This window comes from Enterobacter sp. MGH 33 (assembly GCF_000534535.1).
In the GTDB taxonomy this organism is placed as follows: domain Bacteria; phylum Pseudomonadota; class Gammaproteobacteria; order Enterobacterales; family Enterobacteriaceae; genus Enterobacter; species Enterobacter hormaechei_C.
This window is the reverse complement of record NZ_KI973212.1, coordinates 3,755,832-3,771,003: the sequence shown is the minus strand read 5'-3', so window position 1 is coordinate 3,771,003 and position 15,172 is coordinate 3,755,832. Positions and strand designations below refer to the sequence as shown.

Genomic DNA, 15,172 nt, shown 5'->3' with positions numbered 1-15,172 from the left:
TCGCACTGAAAAACGTCAGGCTAAGAACAGCGGCCTCCAGGAATTCGTAAGGCATAATTATTTAACTATATGAAGAACATACGTAACTTTTCGATCATTGCTCACATCGATAATTGATACCCCGTCAGCCTCCGCAAACCTCCGACAAAAACGCCTCAAGATCCCCATCAAATCAGCCTTTCCAAAAATTATACTGTTTGCATGTACAGTCAACCTACGACATCATAAGTCATGGTTTTTGTGTCCACCAGTGCGTCCATATCCTATGATGGACACATAACCCCCCGTTCTGATGGACACACGCAGGGACAAATCATGGCTATTTCAGATAGTTATCTAAAGTCGTGCCTTGGGCGCGAACGAGACAAAGTTGAAGAAAAGGCAGACCGTGATGGTCTGTGGGTACGTATCTCCAAAAAGGGGGCCGTTACTTTTTTCTACCGATTCCGCTTCCTGGGTAAACAGGACAAGATGACGATCGGCAGCTATCCGGAGTTCGGTTTAAAGGCTGCGCGCGATGAAGTGGCTAAGTGGGCCGCTATTCTTGCCCGTGGCGAAAACCCAAGGATCAGGCAAAGCCTCGACAAAGCCAAGATTAATAGCCAGTACACCTTCGAAGAGCTGTTCCGTGAATGGCACTCAATGGCCTGCATTCAGAAAGAATCAGCCGGGCAGGTCCTCCGCTCGTTTGAACTGCACGTTTTCCCCAAGCTCGGGAAATACCCTGCGCATCAGCTCACGTTACACAACTGGCTCACTGTCCTGGACAGATTGGCCCAGGGTTACAGCGAGATCACCCGGCGCGTGATCAGCAACGGCCGACAGTGTTATTCCTGGGCAGTGAAACGGCAGCTGCTGGAAGTTAACCCGCTGTCAGAAATGTCTGGGCGTGATTTCGGCATCCAGAAACAAATGGGTGAGCGAACCCTGGACCGTAAAGAACTGGCGATTGTCTGGCGAGCCATTGAGGATTCCCGACTCATTGAGCGAAACAAGATCCTCTATAAATTGTCACTGATATGGGCGTGCAGGGTCGGCGAACTCCGGCAGGCTGAAGTCGCACACTTTGATTTTGAAGAAGGGATCTGGACTGTTCCATGGGAAAACCACAAGACAGGGCGGAAGACAAAGAAACCGATAATTCGACCTATCATACCGGAAATGCTCCCGCTGATAAAACGGGCCATTGAGCTGGCGCCTGGACGCTTTGTTTTTTCAAAATATGAAGACAAGCCGATGAGTGAAGGCTTCCATATGAGCATCAGCAGCAACCTGGTTAAGTTCATGCTCAAGGCTTATAACGAGCAGGTCCCACACTTTACTATTCATGACCTACGCCGAACTGCGCGAACGAATTTCTCAGAGCTAACCGAGCCGCATATCGCCGAGATAATGCTCGGGCACAAACTGCCTGGGGTGTGGTCGGTATACGACAAGCACACCTATGTTGAGGAAATGAGAGTGGCATATGGTAAGTGGTGGGCCCGACTTATGAGCATCGTCGAGCCCGACATTCTGGAGTTCACGCCGCGTCAGGTCGGGTGAGGCGGCCTTTATCATCACGCGTGAGGTTTAAGTGGGACATAGGCTTGCGGGTGGTCCTGGACATCTCTCTGATTTGCCAGGCTGTAACTTTGGTTTTTAACCATTTATTGGGGCCGCCCATGTAAGCGCAATCGGGCTCAGGGAAAGGGTTCTCGTTTGGGGCTCTTTTCCTGTAGCGTTCGAGCGTACGTGAGGAAATACACAGCTGCCCGCAGATGTCTTTAGTGCTCATCAGCTCAAATTTATTCGTTGCTTTGCTCATCTTTATTCTCCAAGGGCCCCTACCGGGGCCGTTTGATAATTCTTTATCAGGACACCTGGCCGGGAAGGGCACGCAGGCGGCGCATGCCTGTCATTGCCGTGGCCACATAGCTCGTCTTGCGGTTCACCACCTCAACCCAGACCTTCACGCCTTCAACTCTCACCGTGTAGGTCTCTTTCATCTTGCTGCGCCCATAGTCGCCGTATCTTTGCTGGTGGGCTGCCAGCGCGATGTCGCATGCCTGACGCGCTAACGGGGATTGCTGGTTACCTCGGTTAATCAGTCGCATGGCCATCTCCTTCGATACGCTTAAACTTGATCACATAGACCCATGGGTTAGCGCGCCAGCTGTCAGAACCGTAGATAGACCGCCATAACGCTGCGTAAGCCTCTTTAACGTCACGTGCCGAGGAGCCAGAAATTCCCTCCGAACGTGCGTCTTCCTCACTGATATCGTTCAGCTGCTCGACCCGTACATCGGTGATCTCCAGCAGAATACGGCTGGCCCAGCGCGGCATGTGGATGCTGGGTGTCCAGCGGACATCCTCTGCCGGCGGCACGTTCTCGTAATGAGTTGGAACATGCGCAGGGTAATTCGCGCGATAAAGTTTCAGATCCGGCGCGCTTGCTCCAGCCTCTGCCCACGTCTCCCGCACCCAGATGCGATCACCGACGACACCGAACGGGCAATGGATTGCGATATCTTCAATTTTCGGCAACAACAGTCCGTTAAGAGGCCTGCTTAACCACATACCGGATAAACTTCCGCTTAATGTTCCCTCTGGCTGCGGCTTGATGATCCGCCGCGTCTGCGTCTTCCGTCCATCGAGGATCGCCCGCACCATCTCACCGTTAAAAATCATTCCGCGTTCGATAATTTTCGTCATATCGTTACCGGGAGGGCGAACCCTCCCGCCTCCCTTAGGCCACATATTCCGGTTTCATATCATCGAGGGTGATGCGGTACTTATCGTGCAATTCATCACCCAAGTGCCGTTTAGCCGCCAAGAGCATCTTTTCAACTTCCTCGAAGCGTTCTCCCGCACCTTCCACTCCCGGTTTTGGAAGTGCTTTGATAGCTGTATCAACTTTGTTTTTCGCATTCACAAAGTGGTACCGGCGCGTAGCTTTGTTTTTCAGTTCGGTGTGCAATGCTGCACCCAGTACGGATTTAGAAGCATTGATGTCGTTTCCGACGGTAGTGGCATCGTCCAGAGTTTCAGCAGAATCAATCCGTTTACGGTATTCATCAGCCAAAGTGTCGATATTTACTGAGGACTGCTGCGCGTTCTGTGTGGTAGATAAGTTGTCATCAGTAATTTCAGTCAAACTTATGTGCTGCACAGGGGCAGGGTTTACCTCCCGTTCTTCACGCCGATCATCCAGCTCGTCCGGGGTATAAACGCCCAGAATCACATCCGGGCAGAACAGGCGGGCCCAGCGCTTCACTGCGAGATATGCAAGCTGCTGGCGCGGGTCGTCAGCCCAGAGCGTTGAGTTACGGGTGCGAGCCTGAGCCAGCAGTAAATCGAGTTCTCTCGGCTGATCTTCACCCTTCAGGGTTGCGCGGATAATAATGCCGATCCCGGCTTCGTCAGCCAGGGTCCAGCCAGGGACCCGGTACTCGCCTTTTTCGCCTTTACGAATATGGAATTTTCCAACAACTTTTTCCCATGGCCCGTACCACTCATATTCAAAGCGGCTGGCAAGCACGCCGCTACGCGAAATGACGGCATTGACCAACTGCGCTTCGTACCCGAGCACACCATTAATCAGGTGCGTCTTCTGTGCTACAGCAAAGGGATTCATCTGCCATTGTGCTGCCTGCATCGCTACGGCCATGCAATCGGCCTGATTGCCCTGAAGATGCTTAGGAACTGTCGCGGTGCCCTGAGCCATAATCTGCGCAAAAGTGCTGATGGCGTTAAGGTATTGAGAATCGAACAGTGCCACGTTGGAATTAATAACGGTGTTCTGATCAGCAACGGTAACGTTGGTATTTTGCATATATCCCCCTTATGCCTGAGTACGCAGCGCTTCGAGGCGGCGCAGGTCGAAGTCGTTCAGTTCGTCGGTGTAGTCGGCAGTGATTGGTGCTGGCCATTCACCTGTGTCGAATCCGGTTGCGATAGCGCGCATCGCTTTGCGGTACTCGAGCATGCCCAGCTCCAGCAGTTCAGCGGATGCCTCGATGATGGCGATCCAGTGGTAGTTCTCGTCTTTGTTGACGAAAATCCAGAAGAACTGGTCCAGCGCCGCGGTTTCGCAGTACATGGCTGCGCTCAGGTGATAGTCGCGGTCAATGATTTCCCGGTGCAGTCTGGCGCGCAGGCTTTCCTGCTTTACGTTCCACATGCTGATAGTTTTCAGGTCTGCGCCGATACGTACACCGTCCAGGTCGATCTCGAGGTCCGGGCGCACACGAACTTCCAGGCCCGTCTCCTCGTCAAAGCCGAAGTAACTCACCTCGACGGCACGGCTCGGGTGGGTCAGCAGCATGCTGGCGGTCGGGTGAGCCAGAAGCGCTTTTTGAATATTCAGTGCGGTGCCCAGCTGCTGGCGGGTAACCAGCACTTTCCCCTCCGGGTTATCGCGCCAGGCATCCAGCAGCTCGTCGGCAAACACGGCATCTGGTTTGACTGTCTTCACGGCCTGAATCAGATCGGCCTTAGTGCCAGATACTTTCAGCGGCTGTGGCTTCTGCGCTTCCTGCGCCACCATGTCAGGGTTGATGATCGCTAACTGCTCGAGCAGCGCGTCACGGCTGCCGCTAGTTTTAACCGGCGTCGGCAGGGTGGCGTTGTACTCTTTGATGCAGGCTTTCATTGCCGTTGCCGTCTGCTTCTGGTCTGCATCGATACGCTGGAAGTTAGCTGGCAGCGTCATATAGTTCTGCGCTGTTTCTTCCAGGCTAGCGCCCAGCGGCACCTGAGCGGGCAGCGTGGCGTTATGCTCTTCAAGAAATCTTTTGATATCGTCTGCGCTCAGCAGTACAGGCAGGCCGTTGTTGTACTCATCGATAAAGGTGCGCAGTGTCGCCGTGGTGGTGAATGCGCCTTCTGGGATAACCGGTTCAATGCTGAACTCTGCATCCAGCTGTTCAGGCTGCAACGCCAGCGCATGCACTAAGTTGCCCATGTCCAGAACTGCGGAGCGCTCTTTGACGATGGTTTTTTCAACGTGGCGCGCATTGAAGTACATCAGCGACACGCGCGCATCTTTTACCTGGGTAGAGCTGATGCCGTTAGCGGCGTGATAAACCTCGTTCGGAAGACCTTCATAGCGGCCTGGCTCGAAATAAGCAGGATATTCAACAGCTGGTTCTTCCTGATGCACTTCTGGTTCGTTTTGTGCCGATTCTGGTTCGTTCTGGTCTACTGAATCAGGAATTTGGGTTGCATCATCCCTGTCCTGGCTGGCGAGACTCGGCGCGCTGGTGGCCAGAATCTCAGCGGCAGACGGCTCTACGGTAGCTGGTTCCTCACCAGTGTCAGCACTGCTTTCACCTGGCTGCAATACGACTTTGCCCGGTGACAGCGCATCACAAGTCGGTTCTTCATTACTGTTATTCTCTTGAACCTGCACATTGCTGGTGGTCTCCACTTCCGTTTTTTCTGCTTCATTTGAGGCGCTCTGGTTGAGCAGGCCTTCAATGGAAAACATGCCGTTGCCCATACTTGTGATTTCCGGCTGCTCTTTCATTTCCTCAGCGCGGCGCGCACCTTCTTCACGAATCCGTTGTAAATTCTCTTCGTGAGTAGTGGTGGTCATACGGTGGGTTATTTCCCATTTCGGATCTGTTGGGTCGCTAATACCCTCGACAAATTCTCCACGTTCGGCTGCCAGCTGCTTGTCCACGCCTTCACGTGAAATAACTGGGGCGGCAGAAGGCAGCGGCATTAACTCGGTCGTGGAGTTGAAATTTGTGGTCATTGTTCGATTAACAAATTCCAGATGAGCAGCAGGGGTCTTGTGGATGTTCTCAGGAGCGATACGCACGAGATTGAAGATTGCTGTGCGGTTCACTGCCAGCACCCCCGGTTGATTACGCAGGATGTTGCTCCACGATTTCCACGGTTCCTCTTTTTTAGCGACGATCTCCTTCGCGCGGCGCAGCACGCTGCCTGGTATTTCGTGTGGGTTGAAATCCATGGGTAGCAGGGCGCAGGCAATTTCAAGATCAAGAGAATCAAGCGTATGGTGCGCCCCTTCGCCGCGGTCCGTTTTATAGCCCCCGTCGGCATTAGTACCGGAGTCAGTACGCTGCACGGCGCTGATGCGGTTTCCTTTGGCCCATTCTTTTGTCAAAATTCCACGATCGAGGTGTGATGTTTCTGCCCATACTTGCGTAAACTTCAAAATCAGAGAGAGTTCGTGACGTTTCTCCATATCAAAAACGTCTCTGACGGCTCTGGTGTATTTCCACAGAAATGGCATATCCAGAGTCTGGATCTTTTCTACGCTTGCGGCTGCCAGCAGCAGGTTCTGGACGTATCCGTTATCAGTGTCCATTTCCAGCGTGCTTATTTCCTGATACTCCGCCTGCGTGAGGTGATAGCGAAGTTCATCCGACGTAAGCTGCGACAACAGCTGCTTGCGGAACGACATTTGCACGATCGGGTAGCGCGTGTTTTCGTCGTCGCCTTCGTCAATCTTCAGATCAGAATTGGTCGGAGGAACTGCATCAGCCTCGTTAAAAGCCTGTTCGTCGACGATTTCACCAGTAGACGTGTCAACGCCATTAACGACCGTGGCTTCGGCCATTTCCGCTTTTTGTGTTGCAGGATGCTCGGGCAGAGAAACCCCAGGGATCTGCTCCCAGTTCATTTTGCCTTTATCGAGCTGATAATAATCACAGAAGGTAAAACTGATTTCGCCTTCCGGTGGAAGTTCGTTTACAACAGGGAAATTAGTTGCGACCGCTTTGTAATAGTCTTTAAATTTGCGACCGGACTTAAGCAGTAAATAATCCAGGGTGGCATTAGCGGTTTCAAAGTCCTCGCTGCACCATAAAACTGCATCAGGCTGACCAGATTGTTTTTTTGCTCTTCGAACAAGAAATACAGGGTTCGTGTTAGTCATGACACATAATCCTCTTATCGTGTAGACTGGAGGTGCCTGAAAGACACCTCGTATTTACCTGGGGATGTCCGGTTCGCTTTGGTCGGTGAGACCGGACAGGCAGGCCCACTTCGGTGGGCTTTTTAATGGACAGTGATGAATGCACGCTCCATGAAGTTGCGCTTGTGCTGGCGATAGCTGCCGTGCCCGCTCTTTTCACCATCTTTAATTTTCACGGCCAGCAGGCTGATAGCCTCGATAGCGCAGTGCGGACAGTCGAACGAGTCAAGAACATAACCCCCATCAAGTACGACGGTGGTTTCGCCGTTTTCAGTGGTATGAATCAGGCCAGATACTTTCTTGTCGCAGTTGAATAAAGCGATGCTTTTGTTAATTGCTTTCAGATTTAATTCGACTTTTACGATTTCCATAGAATGTTCCTTTTGGTTTATTCAGGGTGTAAGAATCCACGCCAAATAAATGGCGAATTTTTTTCAAATTACAGGGCTGCTAATTACGCTTCGTGTGCCATCTGGTCTTTTTCAGCACACTGTTTTGAGCAATACTCTTTTTCTTTACGGGCAAGATTATTGCCACAAAAATAAAGCAAGGTGCGTTTAACTTCTTTCCCCGCTTCAAAAGGCTTGCGGCAGTATCCGCATTCTTTCTTCATTTCCGCTCCTTACAGGCTTGCCGGGATCTCGCCGTTACGAATAATTCCCTCTACAGGCCAGCACTCACCATTCACGTTTTGCTCGATAGCAGCTGCCTGGCACTGTTGCTGGTTGTCATATACATCGATTACTACATCCTGCGATTCACCGTTGAGGGAGATAACAGTCAGAACCAGTGCAAATAAAGTGTTCATTACGGAGTACCCTTTTGAGCCAGTAAGTAACAAAGCTGGCGGATTCTGACTTTAATCCAGTTGAGGCGAACGGCCTGCTGCTGTGCTGGTTTGCGTGCAAAATCAATCATCTCATCCTCTTTGCCTTGTCGCCGGCCAGCGGAACGTTTATTACCTGACAACGATGCGCTTGTTGTCGATGGAGATAACAATACAAATATTATTTACATCTAGCAAGCGGAATGAAATATGAATTTTCAATTAAGGGTGTGTCAATGCATCCAAACTATTGGATGCAATGAAAAAAAAGATGTGATTTTTACTTCTGAATGCTTTGGATGATGTTGGTAACGTCATCCTTGAGGAGATCTAACTCTTTAAGAGTAGCTTTTGCGTGAACGATGAGGCGAAGCTTTTCAGCTTCAGGCATCTGGTTGAATAATGAGAGCAAAGCGATTTCTTTTTCATCCAGTTGCCGTGGAGGTTTATGCATGCTCAGGTCATCATCACCTGCATCAGGCGGCATAAAAAACCAGTGCTCTGGTTTACCTGTGGCAGCTGCAAGGCGTTTCAACCTTACACCTCGAGGCGCTGACTCACCTTTAGCCCATTGCTGAACTGCCTGGGGAGTAACCATGGCTCTCCTGGCTATATCAGACATGTTCCAGCCGAATTCATCTTTGATGAGCTGAAGTCGGTAGGCGAACGCTTCATGAGGTGCTTTTTTCATGGCATTCATTCTACAAGGTAGCCTTTCATAGTGCATTGCAAAGATTTTTTTCATACATGATTGAAAATAATATTTTCATGCTGTAATCTCATTTTTCATTCACTGAGGGCTGGATATGACCAAATCAATTAAACAGCGAGTATGCGATGTCATGACTCAAACAGAGATCGCCAAGAATCTTGGCACAACTTCTCAAGCTGTAAGTCTGTGGCTGAACCATGAGGTTCCCGCGCATCGAGTGCTACCGATTTGCAAGTTGTTGGGATGGAAAATCACTCCGCATGAAGTACGTAGTGACATTTATCCAAATCCCACAGACGGGCTGCCAAAACAGGAGTCTTGACCATGCATGCCATTTCATATCAACAAAATACCGGATTAACTCCGGTTGCGATGATAAATCGCAATCAGCCAGGCGCGGCAGATAAGCACGAACAGATCCGAGACGCCGTTCGTGCCTGGGCTGCGTCACTGGATAACCAGGATGTCGTTGCCGGGATCATCGTTGAGGAGTGGGAACGACAGGGCGGCGCCGGGCTGGAATTTCCCGAAGACCTGAGCCGTAAGCGTCAGAAACTCTTCCGCTGGCTCGATGGTGATACGGAGTATGCGCGCAAAAACATCAGCCAGCTGTCGCCCGCGATCATCGCCGTTCTACCGCTTGAGTTCCGTGGCCGCCTGGTACCTCAGGACTGCTTTATGACGCGCTATGCAGCGATGGAGAAGGAGATCGGCGAAGCGAAACGCGCGGTGATTCTGAGGGCGCCGCAGCACCAGCTGGTGAAAGAAGTGAGGGAGGGCATTGAACACCTGCTGGCGCTTCTGCCTGGGGAGGCTGTTGTTCAGGTTCTGAGTGGTCTCGCAGTCATGGGACCGGGCGTCATGTGAGGTGTGCAGTGAATCATGTCGAATTTATTGAAAAGCACGTTCGCGAAGAACTTATCCGGCAGGGCTTCACCGCAGCTGTGGCGCAGGGGGGGCATTTCAGGCCGTCGATATGTACAAGCGAATGTCTCAGGCAAGTCGTAAGGGGAGAATTTTCGATGATGTTTTGCGTCACGCGAAGTTATGGGCAGAAAAACAGACAGTGCCGGCAGATCGGTTTGAGTCGAAGCGCATCAAGCGCGGTAAGCAGCAGGGGCTGTTCTAAAAGGGTGAAAGCCGCGGTGAGGGGTCACCAACGGCTTTCGGGTGCAAAAACGGGACGTAATTGCGAGGTCATTATGACAAACGCATGTACTAAACACCAGGCTAAAGGGGCATAGCATGTCAAATGTCGCTTATGCCGATTTTGGGGCACGTAGTGCCATCAGGAGCAACCGGATGGAGAACCAGAAGACCGGATTCATCCCGTTGTACCGGAGCGTACTGAAGAAGCCCTGGGCGAAAGATGTGTTCCTGCGCACGTTGTGGGAGAACCTTCTTTTGGGTGCTGCACGTCAGCCCTACACGGCGAACTTTAAAGGCCGTCAATGGCCCTTACAAACCGGACAACTGGTAACCACAACGGCCGATTTGGGGCTGAAATTATGCGACCGGGAAGGGAAGCCGAGTAGTCGCCACGCAGTGGACAGGATGCTTGATGTTTTCGAGCGCGAAGGAATGATTTCTCGTTCTGGAGAGAAGCGAAAAGGCACTGTGATAACCATCACAAATTATGAGCAATATGCTCAAAAAATAGACGATTTACCCGCGCAATTCCCCGCGCATAACGGCGAGCATTTCACCGCGCATGACGAAGCCAGTAGTGGCGCGGCTTGCGAGGGACATGCCGCGCATTTACCCGCGCATAAGACCGCGCAATTCCCCGCGCATCATGAACAACAATATAATAACAACAATATAAATAATAAGATCTCTTCGTCTCGGAATTCTGAAGAATCCCGAAACGAGGCGACTCAAAAATTCCTCTCTCGTCACCCTGAAGCTGCTGACGGAATTTACACCCCGGCAGGTAAATCATGGGGAACTGCTGACGATCTCAAAGCCGCTCGCTGGATTCATTCTCTGCGCCTGACCGTCAATGCCAGCCTGAGCGAACCGAAATGGGTCGAATGGGCTAACACAATCCGCCTGATGCGCGTCCAGGACAAACATACGCACTTCGAGATATGCGATCTGTTCAAGTGGGCCAATAAGGATGATTTCTGGAAAGACAACATCCTGAGCCCGTCAAGCCTGCGCAGGAAGTGGGACGACCTAACTACCAAGCGCCTGCGCAGCGGTGGACAGCCAGCGAAGACCACTGCGAAGGGCAAGGTGGATTTCAACAACACAGACTGGATCAACGGGGTGTTCGATGAAAAGTCTTTCTGAGCAGATGGTCAGCATAGACCGTGACAATTTTGCGCGCATAGCACGCGGCATGCCCGAATTGCCGGATGCGCAGGACACGCCCGCAGAGCAGACCGCTGAAATCTTCAACGCGCTGTTTAGCGCCTTGCGTGCAACATTCCCGGCCAGCGTGCATAGCTTCAGTGACCAGTCTGAGTTCGACGAACTGCGCCGCCAGTGGGCTCAGGCATTTCGTGAAAACGGGATCACCACCATGGAACAAGTGAACGCCGGGCTGCGCATTGCACGTCGCCAGGAACGCCCGTTCCTGCCGTCGCCAGGTCAGTTCATCGCATGGTGCCGGGAAGGTCATGGCGCCCTGGGTATCACCGTTGACGATGTCATGTCCGAATACTGGCGCTGGCGAAAGCTGGTATTTCGCTACCCGACCAGTGAGCAATATCCGTGGAGCCAGCCCGTGCTCTATCACATTTGCCTTGAACTGCGCAGGCGCGGTACTGACGGCCAGCTCAGCGAGAAAGAACTTGTTCGCGTTGCTGGTGATCTACTCCACGACTGGGAAATGCGTGTTCTTGATGGAAAGCCTGTTCCACCAGTACGCCGGGCACTAACCGCACCAGCTCAGGATCGAGGCCCGACTCCGGCGCAGATGCTAATGGCGAAATACAAACAGCGGAAAGACGCTGGACTGATTTGAGAGGAAATCACATGGAAACCGTAATTCAGGCACTGGAAAAAATGGGCCGGGCGACATACCGCGAAGTTGCTGCCCGTCTTGATATCGACCCGGTCGATGCGCTTACCATGTTACGTGAGCAGCGTGATCAGGGGTTGTGCGATTTTGGCGATGGCGGCTGGTTCCTCGGTACCGTGACAGGACAGCCTCAGCAGTCAACGCCAAAGGCTCCTGTGAATCCGGCCCCGCGTCTGAAAGGTGAGGAGCCGGAACCCATTGATCCTGATGTCGTCCGACAGCAGCTGCGTGAGCAGGGGGCAATGACGACAGTTTCGCTGGCTGCGGCCGTCAATCGCAATGCCCGCGGAATGGTCTCTGTTCTTCGCGCGCTGGAGCGCCAGGGCGTTGTGGTGAAGAACGGGAAGGGCAAAGGCGTTACCTGGTCCCTTGCTGTTGTTACAGAACCCGTTAAGCAAGAACCGGTACCGGAGGCACCTGCCGCGCCGGAAGAAGCAAAACCAGTCGAACAGATCGTGAGTGAAATCCCCTCGTTCACCGAAGGGCGCGCCGCAGTCGAAGCGGTACCAGCGGTGCGGGACATTTCGCGCGAAATCCGCCGCACCAGAAACAAGCTGGAGCAACTGACCAAACTGCGTGACGCGGTTCGTGTTATTGGTCGCCACAGAAATCTCGTGCAGCAGCTGACAGGGAGGGAATAACCGATGGCCAGAAAGAAAACCGACAAAGAACGCACCCTGATCATTAACCGGATTATCGAACTGGTGAAGGAGCAGGGACGCATCACCACGAATGATGTCGTTGCGATTTTCGGCCTGCACCGGACCACGGCGGAGAAATATCTCCGCGTAGCGGTGGAGCGGGGTGGCCTGGTTCGCCACGGGCGCTGCGGTATCTTCCGTGACCTGCGGGCAACAATCGACTTTGACCTGAAACGTTTTTCACACAACAAGGCGGCGGCATGATTACCGAGAAAGACAACGTTTTTTATTGTGACTGCGGATTTTCTTTTGAGAGGGGGCGCAGCGGTGCGCATAGCTGTGAACTTGGTTTGCGTAAGAAACTTGCCGAGTCAGAAGCCAAGCTCGCTGCGCTGGCTGCGGAGAATGCGGGGCTGAAAAAAGTCCCGGCTACTGACAGCGAAACAATGCTGTTGGCTTTGGACGCATTCAACACGCACGGCTCCATGAGGCCTGATGTGGGCTTACAGCAGGCGATAAATGTCGTAATGCAACGTAGAGAAACCCCGGCCACCGATACTTTCCTAGCTGAAGTTCGGGCGCAAGCAGTGGAGATGTTCGCCAAAGAGATGCATGCAGATATCAGCGGTGATGATGCCCGCGAGTTCGCCGCCCAACTTCGCAAAGGAGCAGCATCATGAGCAATACCCTAAAAGAATAGCTCCTGAAGACCATTTCGGAGCTTGAAGAAGAGCGCGATGCAACGCCTGGCATCGTAAACGAAGATGCGGGCGCTTGCTGTGATGAAGTTAGCGCTGGAATCGCTCGAAGCGGGGACTGCCATTCTTTGCTGGCGTCGTGTGACCGTTGAGCCATACGGCCCTTAACCTTGGCATAACGGTAATTTTATCGGCTTCTCAAAACCCGTTGAGGGCATTGAGGACGAGTATTTACTCCGCCCCGCCAGCGCAGGTATCTGTTCCTGGTGAGCTGACACGCGAAGAGTACAAGTGTAGGTTCATGGAAGAGGACAACTTTGATGTCACTTTTCGTTGCGGCTGGAATGCCTGCCGCGCCGCCAATCTTCAGGGTAGCCAACCTGTAAGTAATCGTGATGAGTTGCCGCCGCAACAGCAGGTTGAATGATGGCTAAATCCCCAGCAGAGCACAGAAGTAATTCTCTATGGCCGGAGCGTAAAGGGTTTTATCCAGAAATGGCGGAATCAGTATTTTTCTGATATGGATTATGAGCTATTGTTTTAACAATAGCCCCCTCCTTTAACGTTTTTGTGAGTTAGCAGCACCTCTAACGGCACACATAAAATCACCAATACCAGCGCCGACGCTGTTCCCTTCGGCAACATAATCACCTTTGAAAGCTAACTTCCCATCCATATAGAAGAGTTTTATCTCTCCATATCCACTATCGCAGTCGGCATCTTTAATACTAACTTTGTAATACTCTACTTTTTTATTTTTTGTTTGATACATGAACAAGGCAGATGAATCACCTTTAACATTCCTGTATGTCCCTGCTTTTGCTGAAAAAACGCCATCATCAGCTGTGGTAACCTCAACCCAGTTACTTGTAGTTTCAGCAAAAGCGACACTCGCAACAAACAGAGCAGAAAAGCCCAGCGATGCGGTTTTCTTATCCATAATTAATATTCCATTTTTAATGTTTTGTTTGATTCTATCTTCGTCTCAAAAACCGTTCAACAAAACACCGCTTACCAACTTAAATGGGCACGGAGAGCCATTCAACCCCGTAGCCTTAGCAACGCAACGTGCGCGAGAATGCTTCGCTCGTGATTCGCTGTAAGAGAAGTTTCATTAGTGACGCAAAGCAAACCCGCTTCGGCGGGTTTTTTCTTTCTCATTAATCCGTTGCGGCAATGCTGTGCCTCCGCCATTCGCTGAGGCGCTGGTGAGGGCGAATCTTCCTGATCTTTGTGTGCCAAGAGAGTTGGCGGCCTGATGACAAGCGATATCGTATTGTGGTTAATATTGCTATCCTATCTGAGGAAAATCCTAATTATTAGGCTTCAGCTTTTTCTCGACACTCTGCTGAGGAATAATCTTGTCAGAAATATATCAAAGGACTAATCGTGAAAAAATTCCTTCTTCTGGGCATGGTGCTTCCAGTGTTATCAGGTTGCGTGATTAAAGAACAAACAAGATATGTAGAATCTCCAGTTGCTACCAATCTCAACAATCCGGCTGGTGCTGCCACAAAAAAATGCAGCATCACGAATTATAAAGAAGCAAAACTTGATAGCCAGTCTCCATCAGGGACTGTGATTATTGATTACGGTAATCGTTTCGATATTATGTTTGAAAATTTTGGAAACGGTGAGATTTTCCATAGTCCTATACTGAATATTGCGAAAGAAAATATGATTATTGGCTATTCAGGGAGCATGATGTATAGCAAGGGAATAGGAAAGATGGCTGGGTTTTACGGAACCTATAATACAGAGTCAAAGTTCAACACCATATTCCAGTGCTATTAAGCAACGTATGTAAAAGCAACAAATAACCTGCCTTATTCGGCAGGTTTTTTTATGTCTAAAAGTTTATGTTTTTAACATTTTGTGCTCTTAACAGGTTGATCATTCTGAGTTTGCGGGTTACTGTATAAAAACACAGTATGTGCAAAGGAGGCCACCATGAAAGTTGAGTTAACCATTGATCGCACAAAGAAACTTCCTGATGGAGCAATGCCAGCGCTGGAAAAAGAACTGCTAAAACGGCTCCGGAATCAGTTCGAGGATTGCAGTCTGGTTGTTCGTCGTGCTGGTTCGGATGGGTTAAGCGTTTATGGTGGGGCAAAGGAAGCGAAGAAGACGGTTGAAGGTATCCTTCAGGAAACCTGGGAAAGTGCAGACGACTGGTTCTATTAAGGGTGTACTCAGGGGTAGCGCGCATTTTCAGAATACCGCAATTTGCGAATCCCTTTGATGCTGCTGCCGACAATTTCTAATCGCGTCTGTATGTCGCTCAGGGGGATTCCGTGGAGGGTGTAGTTCAGTCAGATCTGCGAGTGACCATAACCGAT

21 protein-coding genes and 1 pseudogene are annotated in these 15,172 nt (G+C 51.2%); 11 read left to right on the top strand and 11 right to left on the bottom strand.

The window, feature by feature from the left end; all coding sequences use genetic code 11:
* Nucleotides 1-315: 315 nt before the first annotated feature.
* Nucleotides 316-1,545, top strand: a complete 1,230-nt coding sequence (locus tag L379_RS06505; protein ID WP_032654614.1) for a tyrosine-type recombinase/integrase — start codon at nucleotides 316-318, stop codon at nucleotides 1,543-1,545.
* On the opposite strand, the gene xis is transcribed toward L379_RS06505, so the two are convergent.
* The 10 genes and pseudogenes from xis to L379_RS06550 form a co-directional block, all read right to left on the bottom strand.
* Nucleotides 1,523-1,777, bottom strand: a complete 255-nt coding sequence (gene xis, locus L379_RS06510; protein ID WP_369797644.1) for an excisionase Xis — start codon at nucleotides 1,775-1,777, stop codon at nucleotides 1,523-1,525. The two genes, L379_RS06505 and xis, sit on opposite strands and share 23 nt — an antisense overlap.
* A 76-nt stretch (nucleotides 1,778-1,853) precedes the next feature.
* Nucleotides 1,854-2,096, bottom strand: coding sequence for a DUF4060 family protein (locus tag L379_RS06515; RefSeq protein ID WP_032654610.1), 243 nt, complete (start codon nucleotides 2,094-2,096; stop codon nucleotides 1,854-1,856).
* Complete coding sequence (locus L379_RS06520) at nucleotides 2,083-2,694, bottom strand: ASCH domain-containing protein (RefSeq protein ID WP_032635810.1); 612 nt, start codon at nucleotides 2,692-2,694, stop codon at nucleotides 2,083-2,085. The genes L379_RS06515 and L379_RS06520 overlap by 14 nt, the downstream gene beginning before the upstream one ends.
* A 34-nt stretch (nucleotides 2,695-2,728) precedes the next feature.
* Nucleotides 2,729-3,814, bottom strand: a complete 1,086-nt coding sequence (locus L379_RS06525; protein WP_022651666.1) for a RecT family recombinase — start codon at nucleotides 3,812-3,814, stop codon at nucleotides 2,729-2,731.
* Nucleotides 3,815-3,823: 9 nt separating this feature from the next.
* Nucleotides 3,824-6,889, bottom strand: coding sequence for a RecE family exodeoxyribonuclease (locus L379_RS06530; protein ID WP_022651665.1), 3,066 nt, complete (start codon nucleotides 6,887-6,889; stop codon nucleotides 3,824-3,826).
* Nucleotides 6,890-7,011: 122 nt separating this feature from the next.
* A complete protein-coding gene (locus tag L379_RS06535; protein WP_022651664.1) occupies nucleotides 7,012-7,299 on the bottom strand; it encodes a hypothetical protein in 288 nt (95 codons plus the stop codon).
* A gap of 83 nt (nucleotides 7,300-7,382) precedes the next feature.
* Complete coding sequence (locus tag L379_RS26120) at nucleotides 7,383-7,541, bottom strand: YdaE family protein (protein ID WP_032654607.1); 159 nt, start codon at nucleotides 7,539-7,541, stop codon at nucleotides 7,383-7,385.
* Between the two features lie 9 nt (nucleotides 7,542-7,550).
* The gene (locus tag L379_RS06545; protein WP_022651662.1) at nucleotides 7,551-7,736 is read right to left on the bottom strand and encodes a YdfD/YebW family protein; all 186 of its coding nucleotides are present in this window, start codon (nucleotides 7,734-7,736) and stop codon (nucleotides 7,551-7,553) included.
* Nucleotides 7,736-7,976, bottom strand: a pseudogene (locus tag L379_RS26350) (hypothetical protein). Before L379_RS26350 ends, L379_RS06545 begins: the two are co-directional and overlap by 1 nt.
* 58 nt (nucleotides 7,977-8,034) lie before the next feature.
* Nucleotides 8,035-8,445, bottom strand: a complete 411-nt coding sequence (locus L379_RS06550; RefSeq protein ID WP_032645736.1) for a helix-turn-helix domain-containing protein — start codon at nucleotides 8,443-8,445, stop codon at nucleotides 8,035-8,037.
* A gap of 115 nt (nucleotides 8,446-8,560) precedes the next feature.
* On the opposite strand from L379_RS06550, the gene L379_RS25205 reads away from it, so the two are divergent.
* The 8 genes from L379_RS25205 (at nucleotide 8,561) to L379_RS26345 (ending at nucleotide 13,260) form a co-directional block, all read left to right on the top strand.
* Nucleotides 8,561-8,788, top strand: a complete 228-nt coding sequence (locus L379_RS25205) for a transcriptional regulator (RefSeq protein WP_022651660.1) — start codon at nucleotides 8,561-8,563, stop codon at nucleotides 8,786-8,788.
* A gap of 2 nt (nucleotides 8,789-8,790) precedes the next feature.
* Nucleotides 8,791-9,333, top strand: coding sequence for a toxin YdaT domain-containing protein (locus tag L379_RS06560; protein WP_006811599.1), 543 nt, complete (start codon nucleotides 8,791-8,793; stop codon nucleotides 9,331-9,333).
* Between the two features lie 435 nt (nucleotides 9,334-9,768).
* Nucleotides 9,769-10,761, top strand: a complete 993-nt coding sequence (locus tag L379_RS06565; RefSeq protein WP_032654604.1) for a replication protein — start codon at nucleotides 9,769-9,771, stop codon at nucleotides 10,759-10,761.
* A complete protein-coding gene (locus L379_RS06570; RefSeq protein WP_032654601.1) occupies nucleotides 10,745-11,437 on the top strand; it encodes a replication protein P in 693 nt (230 codons plus the stop codon). The genes L379_RS06565 and L379_RS06570 overlap by 17 nt, the downstream gene beginning before the upstream one ends.
* An 11-nt stretch (nucleotides 11,438-11,448) precedes the next feature.
* On the top strand, nucleotides 11,449-12,135 hold the full coding sequence (locus L379_RS06575; protein WP_032654598.1) for a DUF1627 domain-containing protein: 687 nt from the start codon (nucleotides 11,449-11,451) through the stop codon (nucleotides 12,133-12,135).
* Nucleotides 12,136-12,138: 3 nt separating this feature from the next.
* Nucleotides 12,139-12,399 carry a DUF977 family protein gene (locus tag L379_RS06580; RefSeq protein ID WP_032654595.1) on the top strand — a complete coding sequence of 87 codons (261 nt, stop codon included), beginning with the start codon at nucleotides 12,139-12,141 and terminating at the stop codon, nucleotides 12,397-12,399.
* Nucleotides 12,396-12,815 carry a hypothetical protein gene (locus L379_RS0124235; protein WP_023304246.1) on the top strand — a complete coding sequence of 140 codons (420 nt, stop codon included), beginning with the start codon at nucleotides 12,396-12,398 and terminating at the stop codon, nucleotides 12,813-12,815. The genes L379_RS06580 and L379_RS0124235 overlap by 4 nt, the downstream gene beginning before the upstream one ends.
* 319 nt (nucleotides 12,816-13,134) lie before the next feature.
* Nucleotides 13,135-13,260 (top strand): hypothetical protein, encoded by a 126-nt coding sequence (locus L379_RS26345; protein WP_255248575.1) that lies wholly within the window; start codon nucleotides 13,135-13,137, stop codon nucleotides 13,258-13,260.
* Nucleotides 13,261-13,392: 132 nt separating this feature from the next.
* On the opposite strand, the gene L379_RS06585 is transcribed toward L379_RS26345, so the two are convergent.
* Complete coding sequence (locus L379_RS06585) at nucleotides 13,393-13,773, bottom strand: hypothetical protein (protein WP_006811590.1); 381 nt, start codon at nucleotides 13,771-13,773, stop codon at nucleotides 13,393-13,395.
* A 449-nt stretch (nucleotides 13,774-14,222) separates the two neighbouring features.
* On the opposite strand from L379_RS06585, the gene L379_RS06590 reads away from it, so the two are divergent.
* Nucleotides 14,223-14,627, top strand: coding sequence for a hypothetical protein (locus tag L379_RS06590; protein WP_032654593.1), 405 nt, complete (start codon nucleotides 14,223-14,225; stop codon nucleotides 14,625-14,627).
* 156 nt (nucleotides 14,628-14,783) lie between these two features.
* Nucleotides 14,784-15,017: a DinI family protein gene (locus tag L379_RS06595; protein ID WP_006811588.1), complete on the top strand. Its 234-nt coding sequence runs from the start codon at nucleotides 14,784-14,786 to the stop codon at nucleotides 15,015-15,017.
* The last annotated feature ends 155 nt before the right edge of the window (nucleotides 15,018-15,172 follow it).